The organism is Prevotella veroralis, from assembly GCF_018127765.1.
In the GTDB taxonomy this organism is placed as follows: Bacteria; Bacteroidota; Bacteroidia; order Bacteroidales; family Bacteroidaceae; genus Prevotella; species Prevotella veroralis.
Genome location: NZ_CP072330.1, coordinates 449651 through 472307, shown reverse-complemented (window position 1 = coordinate 472307; position 22657 = coordinate 449651). Strand labels below are relative to the sequence as shown.

Sequence of the window (22657 nt, the reverse complement as noted above, 5' to 3'; positions counted from 1 at the left end):
TTATGAGATCGTTTTTACTTTGACTGCCCCTGTTGTGAAGCCTGTACGCTAGCAAAGACGTAACCTTTATCTACGGTGATTACAACATTGTGTGCAATCTCTATGTCAACCTTATTAGTTGCCAAATCAATCTTCTTGACTGTACCGTAGATACCACCACCAGTAACAACAGTGTCACCTGCTTTCAATGCATTCTGGAAAGCACGTATTTCTTTCTGTTTCTTCTGTTGTGGGCGAATCATTAAGAACCACATGATGGCAAAAATTACTACCATCATAACTATCATCTGCCAACCACCACCACCTTGGGTAGGTTGTGCTGCTAAAAACATAGCTGTATTCATTTTATCTATTTATTACTTTTATTGTACTATTAAAAACTATTTGTCCGCATGAAGCCCCCTTTACTAAAGAGAGACCTCATACACATAACAAATTGAATTATTCGATATCCCTTTGTGGAGCATCAGGCTGCGTGCGACTAGCAATACGTTGAGCCGATGTCTGCGCAATCGTTGGGCGACGTCCCTCTCGACGGGGAGCATTGTTCCGCTGATTATCTACATAGGCACGATGAGGGCGTGGTTCTGGCATTGCCTTCATCATCTTACCTGTTTGTATAAGATGGCGTGCGATTGTATCAAGCATACCATTAATATATCCGCCACTACGTGGAGTACTGTATAACTTAGCTAAATCCACATACTCATTGATGGTCACTGTCGCTGGAATATTAGGGAATGTCATCATCTCAGCAATAGCAATTTGCATGATAACAACATCCATATAAGCAAGACGAGAGAAGTCCCAATTGCGACTTGACTCACTCATATAACGCTGATACTCATCCGCATTAAGGATAGTTGAGCGGAAGAGCTTCACTGCGAACTCGCGATCTTCCTCATCACGATACTCTGGCAATAGTTCTTGATCTGCCTTATTCTCTGGATCAAAACGTTTAATTGTCTTAATAACAAAAGTATCAACAATCTCTTTATCATCGTTCCAATAAAGACTCTTTTCCTCTAGGACAGCATCTAAGTCTGGATTCTCTTGTATCAAAGTACGATAGATTTTCCGCCAAACCTCACGATCTACATCATAAGAATCCTCTTCATTCACCATATACTCTTGGTAGATTGTACTCTGTTCTATCTGATCACAAAGTTTACGAACAACCTCCATATCATCTTCCCAACGATGTTTCTGAGTTTCCATGAAACTGTTGAGCTGCTTATTCTCCTCTAGTTGTACTGCAAACTTATTATAAGCAAAACGTTGAGAAGGAGCCTCTGTTCCTTCACGTGTAGCACGATTAGCATTTACCTCCACGCGATGGCGCTCCTCTTGCGTGATAGATACAATTAAAGCCAAGAGGTAATTGTAGAGATCATACGCTTTTGCCAAACTGAAAAGCAATTCCTTCTCCGCATTGTCCATATTCCTGTTACCGTTCTGATAGTATGCATAGGTTAACTGGACAATTTTAATTCTAATTAATTCCCTATTGATCATTGTCTGTTCTAAAAGATTGTGTTTCTATTGAATTCTTTAACTTTGCAAATGTAGGAAAATTCCTTCGCACATGCAAACAAAACATTCTTTTTCTATGTTTTTTAAGACAATACTTGTGTAGTCCCGTGAAAAGAGGTAACTTTGCAGCGCTTTCGGCAAATTGAGAAAAAGATATTAAAAGTTCTATAAAGACTTAGCGTTGTTATTTCTCAGTGTGTGATGGCGAATTAACGTTCATATTAATTTAGAGTAACACAAAGTTATGAAAGAAATTAAAGTAGCAGGTCAGAAGCGTACAGACCTTGGAAAGAAAGCTTCAAAACAACTTCGTAAGGAAGGTTTAGTTCCTTGTAACCTTTATGGTGAGGCACAGAAAGACGGCAAGCCATTGGCATTGTCATTCACAGCTTCTATGGCAGAACTTCGCAAGTTGGTTTACACTCCACACATCTACGTTGTAGAGTTGGTTATTGACGGCGAGAGACACACAGCAGTTCTTAAGGAACTCCAGTTCCACCCAGTAACAGATGCTTTGCTTCACGTAGACTTCTATGAAGTAAACGACCAGAAGCCTATCGTTATGGGCGTACCAGTTAAGCTCGTTGGTTTAGCACAAGGTGTACGTGATGGTGGACGTATGAACATGTCTATTCGTAAGATCAATGTTAAGGCTCCTTATCAGCAGATTCCAGAGCACCTAGACATCGATGTTACTAATCTTCACCTTGGTAAGAGTATCAAGGTTGGTCAGTTAAGTTTCGAGGGTCTTGAGCTAGTAACTCCTAAGGAGGTTGTCGTTTGCTCTATCAAGGCTACACGTAACTCTATTCAGGCTGCAGCAGCTGCCGAAGCTGAGGCTGAATAATCTTAACGATACATTACAATTGGATAAGTATTTAATTTGTGGACTAGGCAACCCAGGTCATGAGTACAAGGGAACTAGGCACAACACAGGATTTATGGTATTGGACGCTTTCGCTAAAGCGTCCAATATTGTTTTTGAGGACAAACGCTATGGATTCATAGCAGAAACTACTATTAAAGGGCGGAAAATCATCCTTCTCAAGCCTACAACATTCATGAATCTATCAGGGAATGCTGTTCGTTATTGGCTGAATAAGGAGAATATTGACCAAAGTCGACTACTCGTTATTTCCGACGATGTCGCTTTACCATTAGGCGCATTCCGCTTAAAAGGGAATGGATCAAATGGTGGGCACAATGGCTTGGGGCATATTCAACAACTCATCGGACAAAATTATGCACGATTACGAATGGGTGTTGGCAACGATTACCCACGTGGAGGTCAAATAGACTGGGTGCTTGGTCATTATTCAGAAGATGAAATGAAAGTCCTTCAACCTGCAATTGATTTAGGTGTAGATATCATCAAGAGTTTTGTTTTAGCAGGCATTGATATCACCATGAATCAATTTAATAAGCTTGGGAAAAAGTAATACAACTACTAAAAGAAGACATGAACGACGTTGCAAGAATAGATAAATGGCTCTGGGCTGCACGCATCTTTAAAACCCGCTCTATTGCAGCAGACGCCTGTAAGAATGGTCGTGTGACGATTAAGGGCGTAAACGTAAAGCCTTCTCATACAATCAAAGTGGGCGAAGTAGTAAGCGTAAAGAAGCCTCCTATTACCTATTCGTTTAAGGTTCTTAAAACCATCGAACAGCGCGTTGGAGCAAAGCTTATCCCCGAAATATATGAGAATGTCACCGAGGCAAAGCAATACGAACTACTTGAGATGAGTCGTATCAGTGGTTTCGTTGACAGAGCACGAGGTACTGGTCGCCCCACAAAGAAAGACCGTCGACAGATAGATGCCTTCATCGATCCTTCAATGTTCGGCTTCGATGACGATGATAATGAATAACATGTTTCCTAAAAACATGTCTTAGACCGAATGGACAAAATAATATAATGGTTCTCTCAAGTAACATCGCCTTTGCAACTCCAACCTGTCCCTGTAGATCTCTAACATATTCCCCATGAATATCAAACACATTAGAAATTTTCTCTTAATACGTTCCGTTGTAGTTTTATACGACAACTTGTCTACTATGGTGCACTACAATATAAAGCTGACAATATAATTATCCCCTATAAATATCTTCAGCGAACTAAAAGTATCTTCAGATAATTGCCATCAAACATAAAGAGGGTGTGTCAAAATAGCCACACACTCTTTTTTATGCACAAAGCCCCGACTTTCTCAAGCCAGGGCTTTGCTATTTCCTAAAGTTTTTGTACCTTTAGGCATACAAAAAAATCTCATTATGCCAAAGGTACACTTTCGTTCTTACATACACAAGAAAATGATTCTTTTTCCTCAAAGAATCGATAAGGACATCGCAGAAGATGATCCTGTTCGTCTTTTAGACGCCTTGGTGGATAATCTTATATTGGATAATGTCTACAAGCTTTATAAGCCCAGTGGGCGTAAGCCTTATCATCCACAAATGATGCTCAAGGTGATTCTTTACGCCTATATGAATAATATCTATTCCTGCCGTCGTATAGAGTCGCTTCTCAAGCGTGACATTCATTTCATCTATCTGGCAGGATATGAGCAGCCTGATTTTATTACCATCAATCGTTTTCGTAATCGTGTGAAAAAGGAAATCAACAATATCTTCACACAGGTTGTATTAATACTTGCAGCCAAAGGATTGATAAGTCTTGACGTTGAATATATTGACGGCACAAAAATAGAATCGAAAGCCAACAAGTATACCTTCGTTTGGAAGAGAACCGTGGAAAAGAACCGCGCCAAGTTGCAGGAACAAATACGCACACTCTTGCTTCAGGTTGATGATGTCATAGCGCAGGACAATGCCGCTAAGACAGAAGGTGTCGAGTTTACTGCAGCTCTGCTCGATGAGATATCCGAGGAATTGAACAAGTCTTTGGAATCAGCCCCTGAGCCTAAGACAAAAGAAGAGAAGCAGGCTGTTAGAACCAAGAAAAAACAGCTTAAAGAGCTTGAGAAGAAACGTAATAAACTCCAAGAGTATGACCAACACCTTGAGATTATGGGGGAGAGAAACTCCTACAGCAAGACCGACCTTGATGCTACGTTTATGCACATGAAGGAGGATGCTATGCGGAACGGACAGACTAAGCCTGGATATAATCTGCAGATAGCAACTGAGAACCAGTTTATCATCGACTTTGCACTCTATGCTAACCGTACAGATACGCTTACACTTCCTTCTTTCTTGGAGTCCTTCAACTCACGTTACCATCGTTATGCCAAGACAGTCGTAGCCGATTCAGGGTATGGCTCCGAGGAGAACTATCTGTTCATGGACGTACATAATATGGAAGCCTATGTGAAGTATAACTACTTCCATAAAGAGCAGCATCCACGCTATACACCTAACCCATTCTGTCCTGCAAGCCTTTATTATAATAAGGAACAGGATTTCTACGTCTGCCCTATGGGACAGCATATGAAGCGTATAGGCATGAAGCGTTCCCTAACCTCTAATGGATTCGTTACTTACAGTGTACGTTATCAGGCAGAACGCTGTGATGGTTGTCCGTTGAGAGGCTCATGTTTTAAGGCAAGAGGGAACAGAATTATAGAAGTAAACCATCAACTACAGCACTATAAACAAAAGGCACGGGAACTACTGACCTCGGAAGAAGGCATCAAGCATCGAGGACGAAGGTGCATAGAACCTGAAGCTGTTTTTGGACAAACAAAATATAATAAAGTCTACAAGAGATTTAGGCATTTGGGAAAAGACAAGGTCAATATGGACTTTGCCTTCTTTGCTATTGCCTTTAACATAGGAAAAATGTGCAAAAAAAATAATCTCAAGGAGCTAAAAGCTATTATGGAGGTACTTTTAGTCACCTTCAGATGCTCTATAGAAGTTTATATAAGCTATTGGAAGCCCAACAAATCATTTTATATGAAATTAGCGGCATAGCTGCAGTAAATAACGAATTATGCGGTAGATGAAGTAAAGAGGAGTAGAAAAGAGGATGTGTCCATTTTGACACACCCTCTTTTATTTTAAATATATTATTCTGGCCACAACCAGTGCGCATTGTTGCGAGGTCCATATCCGGTATGTACCTTGCCTTTCTCGACTGACAGATTATAGGCATTTAATGCTCCATCGGGGCGTGGTGTGCTTGACCAATAGAAACCTCTGACCCCAACATTTTGCAACTCCCCTTTATTTAGTATATAAGTGCCGATAGCTGGCAAGTAGACATAATCATTTGGGTTGCTGGGTCTGCCGTCTTTAATGGTTGTATTGTCTTTAAGAAACTTATCATATATCTTAGGTAATTGTACCTTCGTGTAATCCGTTCCACCGGGAGCCGCATTCTTCATCTCTGTCTCAGTCTTGTGCTCGGCGACAGCGATGCCGCTGAGTTTCTTCAGCCACATGCCTCCAGCATACAGATGTTTCATGATGGACCAGAGAGAAGGATCCCAGTGAGGATCTCCATACATGACATACCACAGCATTTCGTTGGCATTAGGGCAAGCGACTGCCGAACGTGTTGCAGAAGTCGGGAACGGAGCAGGGTTATACCATCTCGAATCACCGGATATTTTTGGATAGTTGGCGTTCGATCCTCCGTTCAGAACCGGCTGGTCGTTCTCATGATCTTTCCATGCGTTCTTTCCCACGGCAGCGTCCCACAGATAGTATCTGTCGCTCGAATAGTGTGTGATTGCCAGATCGGTACTTACTTTCTTGTTCTTTCCTGCCTTGCAGGTAATGTTATTATAAGTCTTGGATACTATCCCTCGAACCTTCGTCTTCTGGTCGTAGAGAGTGTATTCCACAGTGACATGATGATATTCGCCCGGTGCAAGAACCATTATAGCCGCATTCTTTTCATGGTCTGCTACCTTGGGTATGACGAATCCGTTATTCGAACCGCCGTTCAGTGTGAGCGTTATGCTCCTGTTGGCAGCAGTTGCGGCGGGGCGGGGTGTCGTATTTATCCCATTGTCATCGAATCTGACTCTCCGGCAATTGCCTCGTCTGCCGTTACCTTGATCTGCGTCACTTTCACATCCTCTGCAAACTCAGGGCTGTAATAAGGCGTAAAGACGAGGTAGGATGCTTTGTGAGAGAGTGTGAAGGTGTAGCTTCCGTCACCCTGCCTGCTGGCTTCCGCCGTGCCGCAGTCTCCGTCTGTACCGATGTGTGAGGCATCGTCAGGAGCGCTCTGTGACTGGGTCGGACTTATGGTCACCTTGTCGCCATGGGCGTTGCCGTTGCCCGTATAACGTACGTTGTATTTCGGTGCGGTGAGTATCCCGGGGAAATAGAACTTAGCCGTAGGAGCCTTAGCCGTGATATTGTCTTTTGTACTTATTGTTAAAGTGCCGGCGTTGTTGATCCACAGCTTGTCTCCTGAAGTCCAATAAAACTTTATCGCCGAACCGTCGTAAGTGCCTGCTGTGCGGGTCAATCCCCCGTCTGCGAACTCTGTCATCCCTGCGGGCACCGTGTTCTGTTGCTTCCCGTTGTCTGCTTGCAAAGTGTCGTCATTGGAGCAGCCTGCCAGTGAAAGCAAGGATGCGACCGGTAAAGCCCAAAAATAAGAATACTTCATTTTTCTACCTTTTCTTAACTTGTGTTCCATTCTACTTTAGTTCTTGTCTTCGGCAGATTCTTCCTCAAAGAAAAAGCCTGACGGCTTTGCATTTAAAGACTCGCCATCATCTTCTGCGCTGTAATGTCCTCCGTTTACCGGAGAATTCTCAAGAAGATACTCACTTTGCTTTATAAATATAACTTCCGTTTGCGGTCTCATATAATATCTCTCTTTTCTTTTATCCATATTGCCGAATTTAATTAATTATTAATAATTTAAGTATACAAACTAATTTCACCTACTTACATCATATAGTTCTTATTTCACCTTTAAAATCTCTATATCTAAGTATTAAGGAAAATAAAAGAAACTCCTGAAAATCTTTTATTTACCAAACTCACGCCCTTTATGCTTATGCGAGAAGATAAATGTATATTTAGACCTATAATACACCATTATTTGGAACTACCAAATAATTTGCTATCTTCTTCTCGTTTTAATGTGCTAAAGAATCTAATACAACAGGCATTACTTACACCTTTATCATATAAGCCACAATAGTTAGCTTAATTGAAATTCTTTATTTGAAATATCACTATTATAAGTTAATTTCCACTTAACAATGCAAAGGTAATAAGATAAAATAGAATGAGCAAGGAAATAGAGAAAAAAGCCTCCCCCAACCCCTTTCTATAATGGAAAGGGGAGTAGAAAGTACTATTTGCAGAGAATTTGCCGGAGATCCTTCACGTTTCTTTGCTTTGTCTTCAAGAATATTATTCTGCCTAAAGTAATATAGTTAAAGGGGCTCTTGTTCCTTTTATCTACTTAGAAACCACCAGGACACCCATTGGTGGGCGACCACCGCCCATTGCTCCACCACCAGGAGGAGGTGGTGGCATATTTGAATTAGGGCGTCCGAAGCCACGATCCTTGGGCTTTGGAGCATTCTTGCCACCAAATAGATTCAATCGATAAGTAGCACGGAACATGATGTAACTATTTATACTATTATATTCCGTGTCGGTTCTGTTTACAGCATTGATAGTGCGTGAGAGATTGCTTTGTTGATGTAAAATATCATAGAACTGTAAGCTCAATATCAAAGCATTACCCACTAACAAACTCTGAGAAAGCTGTGCATTCCACAACAACTCATTCGTATTTAGTGCCGCATCATTATATCCTCGACGGCTATTCTGATGTAAGTCAGTAGATAAACTCATGTTCCAAGGCAAGGAGAAGATAAGACTTCCACCGTAAGAGAATTGCCATGTACTCAAGTTATTGAGACTTTGGAGATTGTTCTTAGAGTGTGTGTAATCAACCGAACCATCCAATGCTAATTCTAACCAAGCAGTGCGATAACTAGCTGATAAGCGTTCGCCAAGTGTCAAAGACTTAGTGATATTCTTCTCAATGGCACTTGTTGCATTCTGTTGTAAATAACTAGCGTAACGATTGAAACTGCCTCGTGTGAACGTATTAACATTCCATACACCTGCAGAATCAATACTTGTATTAAACATCACAGCTGCATTTGCATCCCAATTACCACTCACATTGACTGGTTGCACTGTACGAGCTCCAGTCGTTCCATCATACGTAACACTGTTTCCTATGGCGTTACGTGTAGTAGAGAAGTCTGCAAAAGTCATCACTGACTGCGCATGTTTTTGCCTAAAAGCATTGTAGAACAAGCGAAACTTATTAGTAAAGGCTGGCTTCAAATTAGGGTTACCTTTCGATATATTCTGCGGATCGGTATTATCGACGATATCAAGTAACTGCATCATAGAAGGTTGTGAGACTGTACCATTATAATTGATACGCAGGTTGCTTTGCTCATTGAATTTATAGCGGAAATCGAATGTTGGACTCCAGTTCACCACTGATCGTTTATTATCCACATGCACTCCAAGATAATCCTGCATATAGGTGGAATGTTGTGGTTGTAACTTCATTCCGACATTCATTTTCCACTTTGTATGTAACATTCGCAACATCACTTGCATATCGTGAGTATAGGTTCGATACTCTGAATAACGGCTTAAATTAGAATCTAAATAACTTGCCAAAGGATTCGTCAATAAGCCTAGATAATTATCCCATGATCGATAAGCTGGCTTCAAACTACCGAATGTTCCAGATGGTAATGAGGAGAAATCATAAGTATCACGATCGCTCTTTGAGAAGCCATATTTGAATTGGTAACTGAATTGTAAGTATGTCTTCCGTGCAAGTGGTTCGCTATAAGTAGCCTGCAAAGCGTAATCCCAGCTCTTTGTTGGCATGAGGTTATAACGATAAGCACGATAGGTTTTATAATTCCCCAGCGCATCTCTCAACTGAAAATATTGCAAGTCTTGTGTTGAGAAAGTCTTCGAATCTGCATCACTATAATCACCATCCACACGCAGGGTAACGTTTCGTCCGTTCTGACTCAAGCGACGATTCACTTGGAGCATAGCCCCCAAAGCATTGTTATCACCATAAGAAATGGTTGTATTATGCTGATTATTTACCATTACACCTTGTGCTTCTAACTGTGCAATAGCTGTTGCCGACAATGGATCATCCACACTTTCGTATGGGTCGGTATTGTAAGCTGCCGACTTACTAACAACCTGTCCATCATTCTTTGATAGTCGGATATTAGGTCGGAACATGATATTCCACATAGAGTCAGGTTTCCACTCCAAACGGAAACGACTATCCCAAGAGTTCTCACGAGTATATTCCTGCGAGCGACGATTGGCGTATGAACCTTGTGACGCAACGAAGTTCTCTATTGATACACGGGTGTTCAAGTCTCCATCAGAATGATTCCAACGAACACTACCATCCCATTGTAAGGTTTTACCATTATCATAGTTCATATTCAAACCAACCATCTTTGTAGCATTCAATCCTTGACGTATGCCACCCCATCCGCCACGAGGACCACCACCAAAGCCCATATCGTTGACATTATTAGCAGACAAGAAGCCCATCATTCGAAACTTATCATTAAAATAAGCTGCCATTGCTTTCTCTGAATAACGATGCTTGGTTCCTATTCCAAGGTCAATATTTGAGAAGAAACCTTTATTCATTCCAGCCTTAACACCGAAGTCCAAGACTGTCGACTCGTTGCCATCATCAATCCCCGTCACACGACTCAAATCACTCTTCTGGTCGTATGCTTTAATCTTATCTATTATAGAGGTAGGGAGGTTCTTGAGTGCAGTTTTAGTATCACCAGTCATGAACTCCTTACCATTAATGAGTATTTTCTTGACCTCTTTACCATTAATCTTTATCGTACCATCGTCCGACACTTCTGCACCAGGTAGCTTTTTTACCAAGGCTTCAATAGTCGATCCCTCTGCAACACGGAATGCCGACGCATTGTATTGAAAGGTATCTGCCTTCACAACTACCTTCGGTGCACTTGCAATAACCTTAACTTCTTTCAACGTGTGCGTATCTACTTGAAAATCGAGCTGCCCTATAGCAACATCTTGATCATTAGCAATCGTAACATTCTGAAAGATCGTTTTATAACCAACATAGGATGCTTTCAGAATAAACCTGCCATTCGTTGGAGCTGTCACTTTGAAATTACCACCTTCATCGGAGGTAGCTCCAACAACATAGGTGCTATCCATCTTCAACAGCTGGACAACTGCAAAAGGAACTTTCTCTTTCACTTCTCCATCAAAAAGAGAGCCTGTTATCGTCCTATTCTGTGCAAGTAGTGTTATGCTACTAAACGACAAGAATACAAACAAGAATAATCTTTTTACCATAAAATTATTTCATTAACTGATTTATATGATGGTTAGACACATAAGAAGTTTAACCTTAATCTTCACTTTTAACAGCTTCTATAAGACGTTTACAATTATTTTTTGTAACATTGCAGTTGGCAGTTGATCCTATTAGATTATGCTGCTCTCCATCGTCTTAATAGATAAAGGCGTTCCTAAGTAAGGTTTTTTATAAGGATTAAAAGTGATTAGATAACTTATGAAACAGCGTGTCATCATATCAAAACAATTACAGACAGACTTGGCAGAAGCCATTGCTGAATGTGAACATGATAGAATCTTTGTTCTCGTAGATGAGACTACGAACAAACTCTGTTGGACTCTTGTCAAGGATTATTTATGTCTGAAAGATGCCCAAACAATTGTTATTGGTGCAACTGACAGACGTAAGAATCTTGACACCCTCGTCCATGTATGGGAATCATTACAGCAAGGGAAAGCCACACGCCACAGTCTGCTCATCAACCTTGGAGGTGGTATGGTGACCGACTTAGGTGGTTTTGCTGCTTCAACCTACAAACGGGGAATTAACTTCATCAATGTTCCAACAACCTTACTTGCCATGGTGGATGCAAGTGTTGGAGGTAAAACGGGTATCAACTTTGGTGGGTTAAAGAACGAGATTGGAGTTTTTAATGATGCTGAATTTGTATTGCTTGATACCAACTGGCTCCGAACACTTGATGAAGAAAACATCCGCAGCGGTTATGCAGAGATGCTCAAACACGGTTTGATAGCTGATGAAACGATGTGGGCAGAGCTCATCAACTTCAATATAGCGCAACCTAATCTTCATCAATTAGCCTTTATGCTGGATAAGAGTGTACGCATTAAGGAACGTATCGTTGATGAAGATCCACACGAAAAGGGTATTCGTAAAGCTTTAAACCTCGGTCACACCTTTGGACATGCGTTCGAGTCATGGGCGATGAAGCATCACCCCATCTTGCATGGATACGCTGTCGCCTTTGGACTGGTAGCTGAACTATATCTTGCAACGACACAAACAGACTTCCCCACAGAGCGCATGCGCCAAACAGTAAACTTCATTCGAGCGTATTATGGAAGTCTTCCTATCACCTGCAACGACTATCCTGAGCTTATAGAACTCATGCACCATGATAAAAAGAATCGTGGTAATGAAATCAATGTAACGCTCCTTGGTGGTATTGGAGACATCCGCATCAATCAAACCATCACGGAGGAAGACATTAAGGAAGCACTCGACTTTTTCCGTGAGGGGTAGACTAGTATTCGTAAGTCCAGCTTATGAAAGGTATTCTTAACCATCTTAGTAATACAAAACCAGCTCATTTATAGTACATACAACCGCTAATTAAGTTTTAAATTCATTTGCTGTCAGTTTTAACATTCAAACTATATCATTGGTTACTAACACCTTATACACAACGAAAAGATGACAGGAATGACAGCAAACATGAATCCCTTCTATATTTACATATAGCCTACAACTATTATTACCACAATCTAACACGACCGATTCCTTGCGTTGCTAAAGATGCACTAATACCCCTTACTTTAAAGGCACGTACAATAGTAGCGAACGTAAGAACTTCCACTTGATAGTAAACATGTTCCCTTCTGTCGGCGAATATCATTTTTTCTTTGTATCTTTGCAGCCCAAGTACAACAGCTAAAAGGTAAACATGTTCCCTTTTGTCGCAGTTGTCTCATATACAAAGACATTATGGAAGAGAAGAAGATAATTAACGGGCTTAATGATCAAGAGGTGTTAGCAAGTAGGCAGAAGTACGGTGAAAACCTCCTCACGCCACCTGCGAAAGAGCCTATGTGGAAGCGTTTTATAACGAAATTTGAGGATCCTCTGATTATCATCCTACTTGTTGCTGGCATTCTCTCTATCGCTATCTCTTTCTATGAATACTATGGTTTGCATGAAGGAACAGAGGTGTTTTTCGAGCCAGTAGGCATTTTTATCGCCATACTATTGGCTACTGGCATGGCATTCTTCTTCGAAGAGAAAGCGAACAAAGCCTTTTCTGTTCTCAACCAAGTCAATGATGATGAACCTGTGGAGGTCATTCGCAATGGTAACACCACCCAAATAACAAAGCGAGAAGTGGTTGTTGGCGATATTGTTAGGCTCAACACGGGCTCTGAAGTGCCTGCTGATGGATTGTTACTACAAGCTATCTCTCTCAACATAGACGAGTCTTCTCTCACTGGAGAGCCTATCTGCCATAAGAGTACACATGAAACTGATTTCGATAAAGACGCAACCTTTCCAACAAACTATGTCCTTCGTGGAACAAAGGTGATGGAAGGTCATGGTTTATTCCGTGTTGAGAAGATTGGAGATAACACCGAAAATGGTAAGGTTTTCGTAGCTTCTCAGATTGACAACAGCGTTAAGACACCCCTTACCGAGCAATTAGAACGATTGGGCAAACTTATTACTTGGGCTAGCTACACCATTGCTGCCATCATTCTCATTGCCCGCATTATCATGTTCTTCTCGAACTTCTCCTTCGAATGGGTGCGTTTCCTGCAATATCTCTTAGACTCAATAATGATTTGCGTGACGCTTATCGTCGTTGCTGTTCCCGAAGGATTACCTATGGCAGTAACGCTTTCTTTGGCTTATTCAATGCGTCGCATGCTAAAAACAAACAATCTTGTGCGCAAGATGCACGCTTGCGAAACAATGGGGGCAACGACTGTCATTTGTACAGATAAGACTGGAACGCTAACGCAGAATCAAATGCGTGTGAGTGAAATGGCTATTGACAGAGAGACTGAAGAGCACAAGGCGTTAGCAAGAGAGGCTATTGCTGTGAACTCAACAGCATCTCTCGATTTCACTGACACTCATCACCCAACCGCCTTAGGCAACCCAACAGAAGGTGCACTCCTACTTTGGTTAAATGATCAGGGCTATGATTATCGTCAGTTGCGCACAGAGGCTGAAGTGATAGACGAACTTCCTTTCTCAACAGAACGCAAGTGCATGGGAACTTTGGTGCGCTCTGCTCAACTTCCAGGGAAGACCATCTTATATATAAAAGGTGCAACTGACATCATCCGTAATTATTGTTCTTCAATCATGGGGAATCGTTCGTGGGATGAAATTAGCAACCAGTTGTTAACCTGGCAGAACCAAGCTATGCGCACATTAGGCTTTGCCTGTATGCTCATTGACGATGACAACTTACACGAAGGGGTAATTCCAACCCTCCTCGATACCATTAAACAAACAGGGAAAGGGTTAACTTTCCAAGGTATCGTAGCCATCTCCGACCCTGTTCGTAAGGAGGTTCCTGCTGCCGTTCGGGAATGTCTTGATGCTGGTATAGATGTTAAGATTGTCACAGGCGATACCCCGGGAACAGCAAAAGAGATAGGTCGACAGGTGGGACTATGGACTGAGAAGGATTGTGATAACTGTGTGATAACAGGTCCGGAGTTTGAAGCTCTAAGCGACGAAGAACTTTCTAAACGTGTAAACAACCTAAAGATCATAGCCCGCGCACGCCCAATGGATAAGAAGCGATTGGTTGAAGCCTTGCAAGCCCAGCACCAAGTCGTAGCTGTTACGGGCGACGGAACAAACGATGCACCAGCTCTCAAAGCTGCACACGTGGGTTTATCAATGGGCGATGGGACGAATGTTGCGAAAGAGGCATCCGATATCACCATCATTGATAACTCTTTCCGTTCTATCGGTCGTGCGGTAATGTGGGGGCGATCACTCTATCAGAACATCCAGAGATTCATCCTTTTTCAGATGACAGTAAACGTTGCTGCCTGCCTTATCGTTTTAGCAGGAGCACTGATGGGAACGCAGAGTCCACTGACAGTAACTCAAATGTTATGGGTCAACCTCATTATGGATACCTTCGCAGCAATGGCTCTCGCATCCCTTCCACCATCGAAAGACGTCATGCGTGACAAGCCTCGCAACCGCAAGTCCTTCATTATTAATCCAGCAATGACAAGGCTCATTATCGGTGTTGGATGTTTGTTCTTTGTAATCCTACTCACGTTGCTTTATATGCTGGAACATGCTCCTATTCAATCAATGACCGACTTCCTTACATGGAAGAATATGGGAGATCAAGGACTAACTGACCATGAGTTGAGCATCTTCTTCACACTCTTTGTGATGATACAGTTCTGGAACATGTTTAATGCGCGAGCCTTTGCAACAGGACGCAGTGCCTTCCACTTGAAAGGTTGTAAGGGTTTTGGCGTTATTGCCTTGTTGATATTTGTGGGGCAGATTATCATCGTGCAGTGCGGTGGAAGGATGTTCAACGTCTCTCCACTTAGCCTTTCTGATTGGTTGATCATCGTCACTTCAACCTCTGTCGTTCTATGGATTGGAGAGTTATTCCGCCTCTTCAACAAACGAAACAAGCAATAGTCACAAATCAAGGAGAATACCAACTAATAAACAGAAGAGCCTTTCTTTCATGCAAAGAGAGGCTCTTCTTGCTGTGAAGAAAGGCTTTCTTCGCAATGAAAAGGGCGTCTCTTTGATTGGAGAAAAGACCCTCTTGCAAAAGAAAGAACATCTCATAATTATGAAAAAGACATCCTGCAACTTGATTTTCATTATATTTTCACTATCTTTGCAAAATACTATTTATCGATAAACACATGGTCAGAAAAAGAAAAAACAAGCTAAGAGACGTATGGGAGTTCTTAGTAATTGCTTTTGCAATGTTGCTTGGTAGTTTTGGATGGTGCGCCTTCCTCTTACCTCACAAGATTACAATTGGTGGTATAGCAGGTATTTCCTCTGTTATTCAATGGGGTTTAGACATTCCCGTTCAATATACCTACTTGGCAATTAATGGCATTCTTCTCTTCGTTGCTTTGAGGATTCTTGGGTGGAAGTTCTGCGTTAGAACCATCTTTGCAGTGCTTAGCTTCGCATTCTTTACATCGCTTTTTAGACAGGTATTTGCAGGTCATGCACTCTTTGCCGACCAGCCCTTCCTTGCCTGTGTAGTAGGAGGTGTACTATTAGGAGCTGGTGTTGCCATCGCATTACAGTACAATGCAAGCTCTGGCGGATCGGATGTTATCGCTGCAATGATACATAAGTACCGTGACATCTCATTAGGTCGTGTCATCTTGGCATGCGACCTTTGCATCATTAGCTCAAGTTATCTCGTATTGAACAACTGGGAGAAAGTAATCTATGGATATATCGTTCTCTTTGTCATGACATACGTTGTTGATTACTTGATCAACGGTATGCGAGGTTCCGTTCAGTTCTTTGTTATATCGGAGCATTGGGCAGAGATTGGTACAGCCATCAATAACGACGTGCCACGTGGATGTACCATCATCAATGCACAAGGGTTCTATACGGGTAAGGACTTGAAGATGCTCTTCGTCATAGCAAGGCGTTCGGAAGCACGTGCCATCTACCAACTCATTGATGAAATAGACCCCAACGCATTCGTTTCGCAAGGGGCTGTTAATGGTGTATATGGCGTTGGTTTTGATCGTATGAAGGTATCGCATCGCAAGAAGATAACCGAAGAACAGGTAAAAGCCTGACGGTTTTTTAGATAGGAAAGGATTATAGAATGGATATTCAGGAGATAAAAGATAAACGCATCGCAGTGCTTCTCTCTGGCGGTGTAGATAGCTCGGTCGTCGTGTATGAGTTTGCTCGACTGGGCTTACACCCCGATTGTTTCTATATTAAGATAGGACCAGAAGAGAAGGAGGAATGGGATTGTAACTCTGAAGAAGACTTGGAGATGGCTACTGCCGTGGCGCATCGTTATGGCTGCAAGTTGCAGGTCATCGATTGTCATAAGGAGTATTGGGATCAGGTAACGAGCTATACTATGGAGAAGGTAAAGGCTGGTTTCACTCCAAACCCTGATGTGATGTGCAACAGACTCATAAAGTTTGGTGCCTTCGATGCGAAGATGGGACATGATTATGACCTAATAGCAACGGGGCATTATGCGCAGACTGAATGGATTGATGGGCGTAAATGGCTTACAACAAGTCCTGACCCTGTAAAAGATCAGACCGACTTCTTAGCTCAAATATACGATTGGCAACTAAAGAAAGCGATATTCCCTATAGGGCATTATGCGAAGAATGAGGTGAGAGAAATTGCCGAACAGGAGCACTTAATCAATGCTCGCAGGAAGGACTCACAGGGTATCTGCTTCCTTGGCAACATTGATTACAATGAGTATGTACGTCGTTATCTGGGGGAACAGGTGGGTGACATCATCGAATTAGAGACTGGTAAGAAGATTGGTGAGCACCGTGGACTATGGTTCCACACCATCGGACAACGCAAAGGATTGGGTCTTGGCGGTGGTCCTTGGTTCGTTGTTAAGAAGGATGTGGCGCAGAATATTCTCTATGTAAGCCATGGTTATGATCCTGCAACAACTTATAAGAAGGACTTCCCACTGCATGATTTCCACTTCCTAACCGAAGGTATCAAAGAACTACCCACTAAGGTGACTTTCAAGATACGCCATACACCAGAGTATCACACGGCTACCGTAGAGCAACTAAGCGATGGGAAGTGCCTCATCCATTCTACAGAGAGTATTCATGGAGTTGCACCCGGACAGTTCTGTGTCATATATGATGAGCAGCACCACCGCTGCTTTGGCTCTGGAGAGATTACTCTCTAAGGCGCATTAGAATCGTATCACACAATTATTTATAACTTCTTAAAGCGACATTCAAAAGCAATGTCTCTTTAAGAAGTCTTCGTATTGATTGCTATACCCATTAAACACGTTGATATCAACATCACCATGAATACCACGCACCTTACCATCAGGACTAAGCTGCCAGTAAGCTAACTTGAAGTTAGGTTTATACTCTCCATAACGCGCAATCCACACGAGATAGTTATCACCAAGGTCGGGGGCTAAGGGCATATAACGATTAGCAAACGACTGACTGATATAGAGTATCGGGCGATGACCCGTGTGTTTAAATACCATAGACATCCATATCCTCACTTGTTTGAACAGCACTTCAGCACCTCCCATAGCATGAATTTGCGCATCAGTAGGCTCTACGTCGAGCACAGGGGGTAAGTCGCCTTTCCTGAATCGAGCTTTCTTTAAGAAGAAGTTAGCCTGCATATAGCCCGAAGACAAGGTTGAGAAGAAGTGATAAGTACCCACTCTGATCCCCTGCTGACGGGCTGCCAAGTAATCAGAATAGTAATAATTGTTGAGCAAAGTACGCCCTTCAGTTGCCTTGATATAGGCAAATGAGATCGGATAATCAACCACTCCTTTGATCTTCTTAGTGCTTAATGTACCGAGATGAGTGATTCTTAACTTGCTCCAAGCTATGCTGTAACGCTGCTCCCCCTTCTCATGTTGATGTTTAGAAAGGTCTATGCCGTAGATACGGTCAGCGTTGTAAGTGAGGCGTTCGCCCTTAAATACGTTGTTCTTCCACTCCCCTACCTTCAGAAAGTCATGTGGCGCAACATTGATACCAAAGCCATTTCGCTTGCCATCCTGCCAATGCCCATCATAGAAACTACCATCATTACCATAATACTGACCATATCCTTCAGCCTTTCCTCTTCGTTGCTCGCCAACGTAATAACCCGCAGAATCAATCAAAGCTCCTGCTGGAAAGCCGAGAACGGGATGCGGATAAGCCTTGAAGTGACGCAAACTCTCCTGCATACCTCGCTCTCTACCGAAGCGTGAAGAGATCCTCCAAGGAGTCATGCAATCGGATGTCTGCAAGCAAAGAGCCCATCGGTTTGACTCGTCATCCAAGCGATTACAAACCATTATCTCGCCGGGCTTATACCATACACGTGCTGTGTATTGATTCACTTGACGGATACGAAGACGCGAACCGGGCTTTATATCTTGCAAAGCATGTATAATCCTTTGCAGTGAATCCATCTGTTGCACCAACTTTGTATGATAATCGGCAATCTTGTTATAACCATAATCTTGCACACTATGAATGCGCAGATAATAGGCTGTCTCGTTCCGCTTGGACTGCAAACCCACTAACTTTATATCCATCTTCAGCAACGCATACATCAATACATGGTGCAGTTTCTGATCCTTCAGATTGATAATTGTAGAAGGATAATGGCGCCTTATCACTGCTATACGCCCAAAACAAGAAGGCAAAACGGGCAGTTTATTAACCCAATAGCCCTCTGATACGGACATACGTGAGTGTATGCTGTCGGCAGAGAGACTACCACCAACGAAAGTGGAGTCGGTATAATCAGAGAAATAAGCTACTGGTTTGCCGTTTACATCCAGTTGATAATAAGACTTTTCTGTCACATCTACGGCACATCTTCGTATATGTCTTCTTGTCAACGAGAGGTTACGCTTGGCAATAGATGACAATAGGAGAACTACGAGAATAATACTTACACTCTTGTAAAAACGCCTGTTAAAGAACGAATGGAACATCTAAATCAACTCTAAAAACTATGCAAAGGTACTAATAAAGACGTAACTTCGCATACATAACAGATAGGAAAATCGAGCATCTTGGTACTTTCTTTCTCACCTTCCATTGCTTGGGACTGTGCGTTCCATATATTGAAACTATGTGTCTCAAGGCTTGAGACTGTGTGTATCATGGGCTGAGACGATGAGTTTCAAGGGCTGAGACAGAAAGAGGTCATAGATAACAGGACTAAAAAAGGGGTGCATCAATAATCCTAACGGACATTTGATGCACCCTTATCATTGTGGAATAAGAAGGTTCGCTGTTATGCCTTCTTCATCCGAAGAGCTAATTGGAAGATGGACGGGATGAGTATGCAAAGCGAAAAAAACAGTCCGCCATACATCATTCGCTCACTTCCATGGAAGAAGTCGATGAGCTTTCCGTCGCTCATCTGTGGCATTAAATGGAACATCACATAGGCTACTGTGTTGTTCATCCAATGCAACATTAGCCCCGGTAGAATACTCTTTGTACGATAATACATCCATCCAAGTACCAAACCGAGCAAGAAGGCGTGGACGCCCTGCGCTAGGTTGAAGTGGATGAAACCAAAGACGAGAGCCGAGAGGATGATAGCTATCCAGTGACTCTTACTGCCCGTTGCATTCAGAAGTACACGGAGTACACCACCACGAAAGACTACCTCCTCTGCCAATGGTGCCATGATACCTAAGGCGATATATCCCCATGATGTCTTCATAATGCTTTGGAACATTGCTTCCGTTTGTTCGGGCATGGTGAGATTAATCTTCTCTGCTATAAACTCCATCGGGAGAATAGAACCTAAAGCAAGCAAAGCTGCCCAAAGGAGAACGCCCCACGGACGTGACTTGAGATAGAGGTTAGATACTGGTGCCCACTTTGTACGAGTGAAGAGGAGGAGGGTTAACAAACTACTAATCACTGCTGAGAGAGCTATCGAAGTACCATCTTTGACACCATTCATCGTGGTTAAGAAGGGAGTTCCATGAATGAATGAGACTATAAGATTGGTAATTACTAATGCAATAACTTGCAACACAATGAAGAGTGCTACGAATAATATGATATAAAGAACGGCTGTCCATAATTCTCTTGACTTCATATTCTTCCTTGTTTATTATTGTTCTACAATGTTATCAACCATCGGATGACGCCTATCGAAGAGTGCGTTGATGGTATGTTTGTCTTGTTCGAGCTGTTGGGAAAGGGCTTCAAGAGAATCGAACTTACGCTCATCTCGTATCTTACTGATGAATCGGATAGAGATATCTTGCCCATAGAGATTGCCCTCGAAATTGAAGATGTTTACTTCTAAAGTTTCTTTCGTTCCATCGAATGTGGGGCGTTTACCGATATTCATCATTCCACGCTTCCACACGAGGGAGTGGTCTAATTGAACCATGACAGCATATACGCCACGCATAGGTAGGAGCTGTTGGCAAGCGTTGATATCGAGGTTGGCAGTGGGAAAACCTAACTTGTGACCATTCTGAAAGCCGCTCACAATCTTGCTAGAGATGGTGTAATCGTAACCTAAACAGTGATTGGCACGCACGATATCACCTTCTTTTATATACGTCCTTATCCGTGACGAACTAATCTTCTCACCATCGGGAAGGTAGGCATTATTGTGTATGACCTCTATTCCTAACTGCTCGCCGTATCGCTTATAATCATCGAATCCCTCCGAACGATTATGCCCGAAACGATTGTCGTAACCTATGAGCAGCTTCCGTACATTCAGTTGATTGCATAAGACGTCCTCCATAAACTCGCGTGCAGATAAGTCTGCCAATGCGACATCAAAGTGTAACACGATGACTTTATCAATGCCTGTCTTTGATAATAACAGCAGTTTCTCATCAAGCGATGATAGCAATTCTGGTCGGCTATTAACATCCTCTTCCTTCCCCAATGATGCCTTCAACACTTGCCGAGGATGCTCATCAAACGTTATCACAGCCGACACCATCCCTACCTGATGAGCCTCATTTATAACATTCCTTATCAAATACTGATGCCCACGATGCACACCATCAAAGAAGCCGATAGTAGCTACCAGCTCTCCCATCTCAACCTTCTCTCCTTGCTTTATATATATCGTCTCCAAATTCCTTATACCTATTTGTGATACTCCTCCCAGCATCCTCTCCTCCTCTTCATCCCTTCCAATACTTCTTCCCTCCCTCCTTAACAATACTATTGTCTTAACTCTCTTTCGCTCCTCTCACTCCTTTCACTCCTTAGAAAAACTCCTCTCACTCCTTGACAAAGTCCCCTTTCCCTCCTTAGCAAAGCTCCTTACACACCTTAACGAAGCTCCTTACACACCTTAACGAAGCTCCTTGTATATCTTAACGAAGCTCCTTGCAAAGTTACTTAGAAACCGCCACAAACACTATCCACCACTTCTCAAAATGTGTTAAAACCGCAACTTTCTTTCAACTCCATTCTCCTTTTTCCATTTATTTCATTACCTTTGCACCCGTATCAATCACATCTCGGACTTGTAGCTCAGTTGGTTAGAGCAACAGACTCATAATCTGGAGGTCCCTGGTTCAAGCCCAGGCTGGTCCACAATAAGCAATCAGCAACTTAGAACTAACATCTAAGTTGCTGATTTTCTTTTATAAGCTCTATCGGAAAATACATTCTTCAAGACCAAAAACAATTATGTTTACGTGCCAATTCTATGATTATAAAAGAGTAGGCATAGTCCATCTCTAACTACAAATTGACGTATATAATGAAAGAAGGAAATACACAAAAACAAAAAAGAGATAGATAACTCTATCTCTCTAAGCGTTGGGATACCCGGATTCGAACCAGGAATGACAGGACCAGAATCTGTAGTGTTACCATTACACCATATCCCATTAAGAGCTAACTCATTACTGAATTGCGAGTGCAAAGGTAGCGTTTTTTATTTAAACAACAAAACTTCTCCAAACTTTTTTATCGAAAAGGTGCAATTTAAAATGCTCTTTACTCGAATCCACAAGATCATTTACTTAGTATATCCACTTATATTTTCGTTGGATGATGGGGTATCAACGAGAGTGGAAAACGAACCTTTTTAATACTCTTAAAACCCTATTTTATTTTTAATTAAAGTTGCTGTCACTTTTAACATTTCAAACAACTTACTAACAAACAGATAGTTACATGCTACAAAAGAGTGACAGGAATGACAGCAAAATTAACTTTGCACTTTATCACATTACCCTTTCCTCTTCATACTATCCTACTTCTGCCTGTCACATCCTACC

The 22657-nt window shown here is 42.1% G+C and carries 15 protein-coding genes, 2 tRNA genes and 1 pseudogene; 9 read left to right on the top strand and 9 right to left on the bottom strand.

What is annotated here, in order from left to right:
* Positions 1-14: 14 nt before the first annotated feature.
* Together yajC and nusB are read right to left on the bottom strand one after the other, a co-directional pair.
* On the bottom strand, positions 15-344 hold the full coding sequence (gene yajC / locus J5A55_RS01905; protein WP_004382476.1) for a preprotein translocase subunit YajC: 330 nt from the start codon (positions 342-344) through the stop codon (positions 15-17).
* A gap of 97 nt (positions 345-441) precedes the next feature.
* On the bottom strand, positions 442-1515 hold the full coding sequence (gene nusB, locus J5A55_RS01900) for a transcription antitermination factor NusB (RefSeq protein ID WP_004382475.1): 1074 nt from the start codon (positions 1513-1515) through the stop codon (positions 442-444).
* Between the two features lie 262 nt (positions 1516-1777).
* Between nusB and J5A55_RS01895 the strand changes: the two genes are divergently transcribed.
* The 4 genes from J5A55_RS01895 (at position 1778) to J5A55_RS01880 (ending at position 5468) form a co-directional block, all read left to right on the top strand.
* Positions 1778-2380 (top strand): 50S ribosomal protein L25/general stress protein Ctc, encoded by a 603-nt coding sequence (locus tag J5A55_RS01895; protein ID WP_004382474.1) that lies wholly within the window; start codon positions 1778-1780, stop codon positions 2378-2380.
* A gap of 19 nt (positions 2381-2399) precedes the next feature.
* A complete protein-coding gene (gene pth, locus J5A55_RS01890; RefSeq protein WP_039850956.1) occupies positions 2400-2972 on the top strand; it encodes an aminoacyl-tRNA hydrolase in 573 nt (190 codons plus the stop codon).
* A 20-nt stretch (positions 2973-2992) separates the two neighbouring features.
* Complete coding sequence (locus J5A55_RS01885; protein ID WP_004382472.1) at positions 2993-3403, top strand: RNA-binding S4 domain-containing protein; 411 nt, start codon at positions 2993-2995, stop codon at positions 3401-3403.
* 403 nt (positions 3404-3806) lie between these two features.
* The gene (locus J5A55_RS01880; protein WP_211802933.1) at positions 3807-5468 is read left to right on the top strand and encodes an IS1182 family transposase; all 1662 of its coding nucleotides are present in this window, start codon (positions 3807-3809) and stop codon (positions 5466-5468) included.
* A 95-nt stretch (positions 5469-5563) separates the two neighbouring features.
* Here the strand turns inward: J5A55_RS01880 and J5A55_RS01875 are convergent.
* From J5A55_RS01875 to J5A55_RS01865, 3 genes and pseudogenes are all read right to left on the bottom strand, one after another.
* Positions 5564-7122: pseudogene (locus J5A55_RS01875) on the bottom strand (fimbrillin family protein).
* 36 nt (positions 7123-7158) lie between these two features.
* Entirely contained in the window at positions 7159-7350 is a 192-nt protein-coding gene (locus J5A55_RS01870) for a hypothetical protein (RefSeq protein ID WP_004382466.1), read from the bottom strand.
* 578 nt (positions 7351-7928) lie between these two features.
* A complete protein-coding gene (locus tag J5A55_RS01865) occupies positions 7929-10895 on the bottom strand; it encodes an outer membrane beta-barrel protein (protein ID WP_004382464.1) in 2967 nt (988 codons plus the stop codon).
* A 220-nt stretch (positions 10896-11115) separates the two neighbouring features.
* On the opposite strand from J5A55_RS01865, the gene aroB reads away from it, so the two are divergent.
* From aroB to mnmA, 4 genes are all read left to right on the top strand, one after another.
* The gene (gene aroB, locus J5A55_RS01860) at positions 11116-12162 is read left to right on the top strand and encodes a 3-dehydroquinate synthase (protein WP_004382463.1); all 1047 of its coding nucleotides are present in this window, start codon (positions 11116-11118) and stop codon (positions 12160-12162) included.
* Between the two features lie 462 nt (positions 12163-12624).
* Positions 12625-15321 carry a calcium-translocating P-type ATPase, PMCA-type gene (locus tag J5A55_RS01855; protein WP_004382461.1) on the top strand — a complete coding sequence of 899 codons (2697 nt, stop codon included), beginning with the start codon at positions 12625-12627 and terminating at the stop codon, positions 15319-15321.
* Positions 15322-15557: 236 nt separating this feature from the next.
* The gene (locus tag J5A55_RS01850; RefSeq protein ID WP_211802932.1) at positions 15558-16469 is read left to right on the top strand and encodes a YitT family protein; all 912 of its coding nucleotides are present in this window, start codon (positions 15558-15560) and stop codon (positions 16467-16469) included.
* Positions 16470-16498: 29 nt separating this feature from the next.
* Positions 16499-17581, top strand: coding sequence for a tRNA 2-thiouridine(34) synthase MnmA (gene mnmA, locus J5A55_RS01845; protein WP_004382458.1), 1083 nt, complete (start codon positions 16499-16501; stop codon positions 17579-17581).
* A gap of 51 nt (positions 17582-17632) precedes the next feature.
* On the opposite strand, the gene J5A55_RS01840 is transcribed toward mnmA, so the two are convergent.
* The 3 genes from J5A55_RS01840 to ribF all read right to left on the bottom strand — a co-directional run bounded on the left by J5A55_RS01840 (position 17633) and on the right by ribF (position 21498).
* Complete coding sequence (locus J5A55_RS01840; RefSeq protein WP_039850948.1) at positions 17633-19363, bottom strand: GH25 family lysozyme; 1731 nt, start codon at positions 19361-19363, stop codon at positions 17633-17635.
* A 305-nt stretch (positions 19364-19668) separates the two neighbouring features.
* A complete protein-coding gene (locus tag J5A55_RS01835) occupies positions 19669-20490 on the bottom strand; it encodes a CPBP family intramembrane glutamic endopeptidase (RefSeq protein ID WP_004382456.1) in 822 nt (273 codons plus the stop codon).
* Positions 20491-20505: 15 nt separating this feature from the next.
* Complete coding sequence (ribF, locus tag J5A55_RS01830) at positions 20506-21498, bottom strand: riboflavin biosynthesis protein RibF (RefSeq protein ID WP_039851112.1); 993 nt, start codon at positions 21496-21498, stop codon at positions 20506-20508.
* Between the two features lie 393 nt (positions 21499-21891).
* Here ribF and J5A55_RS01825 point away from each other — a divergent pair.
* Positions 21892-21965: transfer RNA gene (locus J5A55_RS01825), tRNA-Ile, on the top strand.
* 228 nt (positions 21966-22193) lie between these two features.
* On the opposite strand, the gene J5A55_RS01820 is transcribed toward J5A55_RS01825, so the two are convergent.
* Positions 22194-22264 (bottom strand) — tRNA-Gln (locus tag J5A55_RS01820).
* Positions 22265-22657 lie beyond the last annotated feature (393 nt).

Coding starts and splice junctions, on each gene's coding strand:
- J5A55_RS01840 (WP_039850948.1), bottom strand. CDS start 19,363: ATGTTCCATTCGTTCTTTAACAGGCGTTTTTACAAGAGTGTAAGTATT.
- J5A55_RS01870 (WP_004382466.1), bottom strand. CDS start 7,350: ATGGATAAAAGAAAAGAGAGATATTATATGAGACCGCAAACGGAAGTT.
- J5A55_RS01865 (WP_004382464.1), bottom strand. CDS start 10,895: ATGGTAAAAAGATTATTCTTGTTTGTATTCTTGTCGTTTAGTAGCATA.
- J5A55_RS01855 (WP_004382461.1), top strand. CDS start 12,625: ATGGAAGAGAAGAAGATAATTAACGGGCTTAATGATCAAGAGGTGTTA.
- nusB (WP_004382475.1), bottom strand. CDS start 1,515: ATGATCAATAGGGAATTAATTAGAATTAAAATTGTCCAGTTAACCTAT.
- J5A55_RS01880 (WP_211802933.1), top strand. CDS start 3,807: ATGCCAAAGGTACACTTTCGTTCTTACATACACAAGAAAATGATTCTT.
- J5A55_RS01850 (WP_211802932.1), top strand. CDS start 15,558: ATGGTCAGAAAAAGAAAAAACAAGCTAAGAGACGTATGGGAGTTCTTA.
- aroB (WP_004382463.1), top strand. CDS start 11,116: ATGAAACAGCGTGTCATCATATCAAAACAATTACAGACAGACTTGGCA.
- mnmA (WP_004382458.1), top strand. CDS start 16,499: ATGGATATTCAGGAGATAAAAGATAAACGCATCGCAGTGCTTCTCTCT.
- J5A55_RS01835 (WP_004382456.1), bottom strand. CDS start 20,490: ATGAAGTCAAGAGAATTATGGACAGCCGTTCTTTATATCATATTATTC.
- yajC (WP_004382476.1), bottom strand. CDS start 344: ATGAATACAGCTATGTTTTTAGCAGCACAACCTACCCAAGGTGGTGGT.
- J5A55_RS01895 (WP_004382474.1), top strand. CDS start 1,778: ATGAAAGAAATTAAAGTAGCAGGTCAGAAGCGTACAGACCTTGGAAAG.
- J5A55_RS01885 (WP_004382472.1), top strand. CDS start 2,993: ATGAACGACGTTGCAAGAATAGATAAATGGCTCTGGGCTGCACGCATC.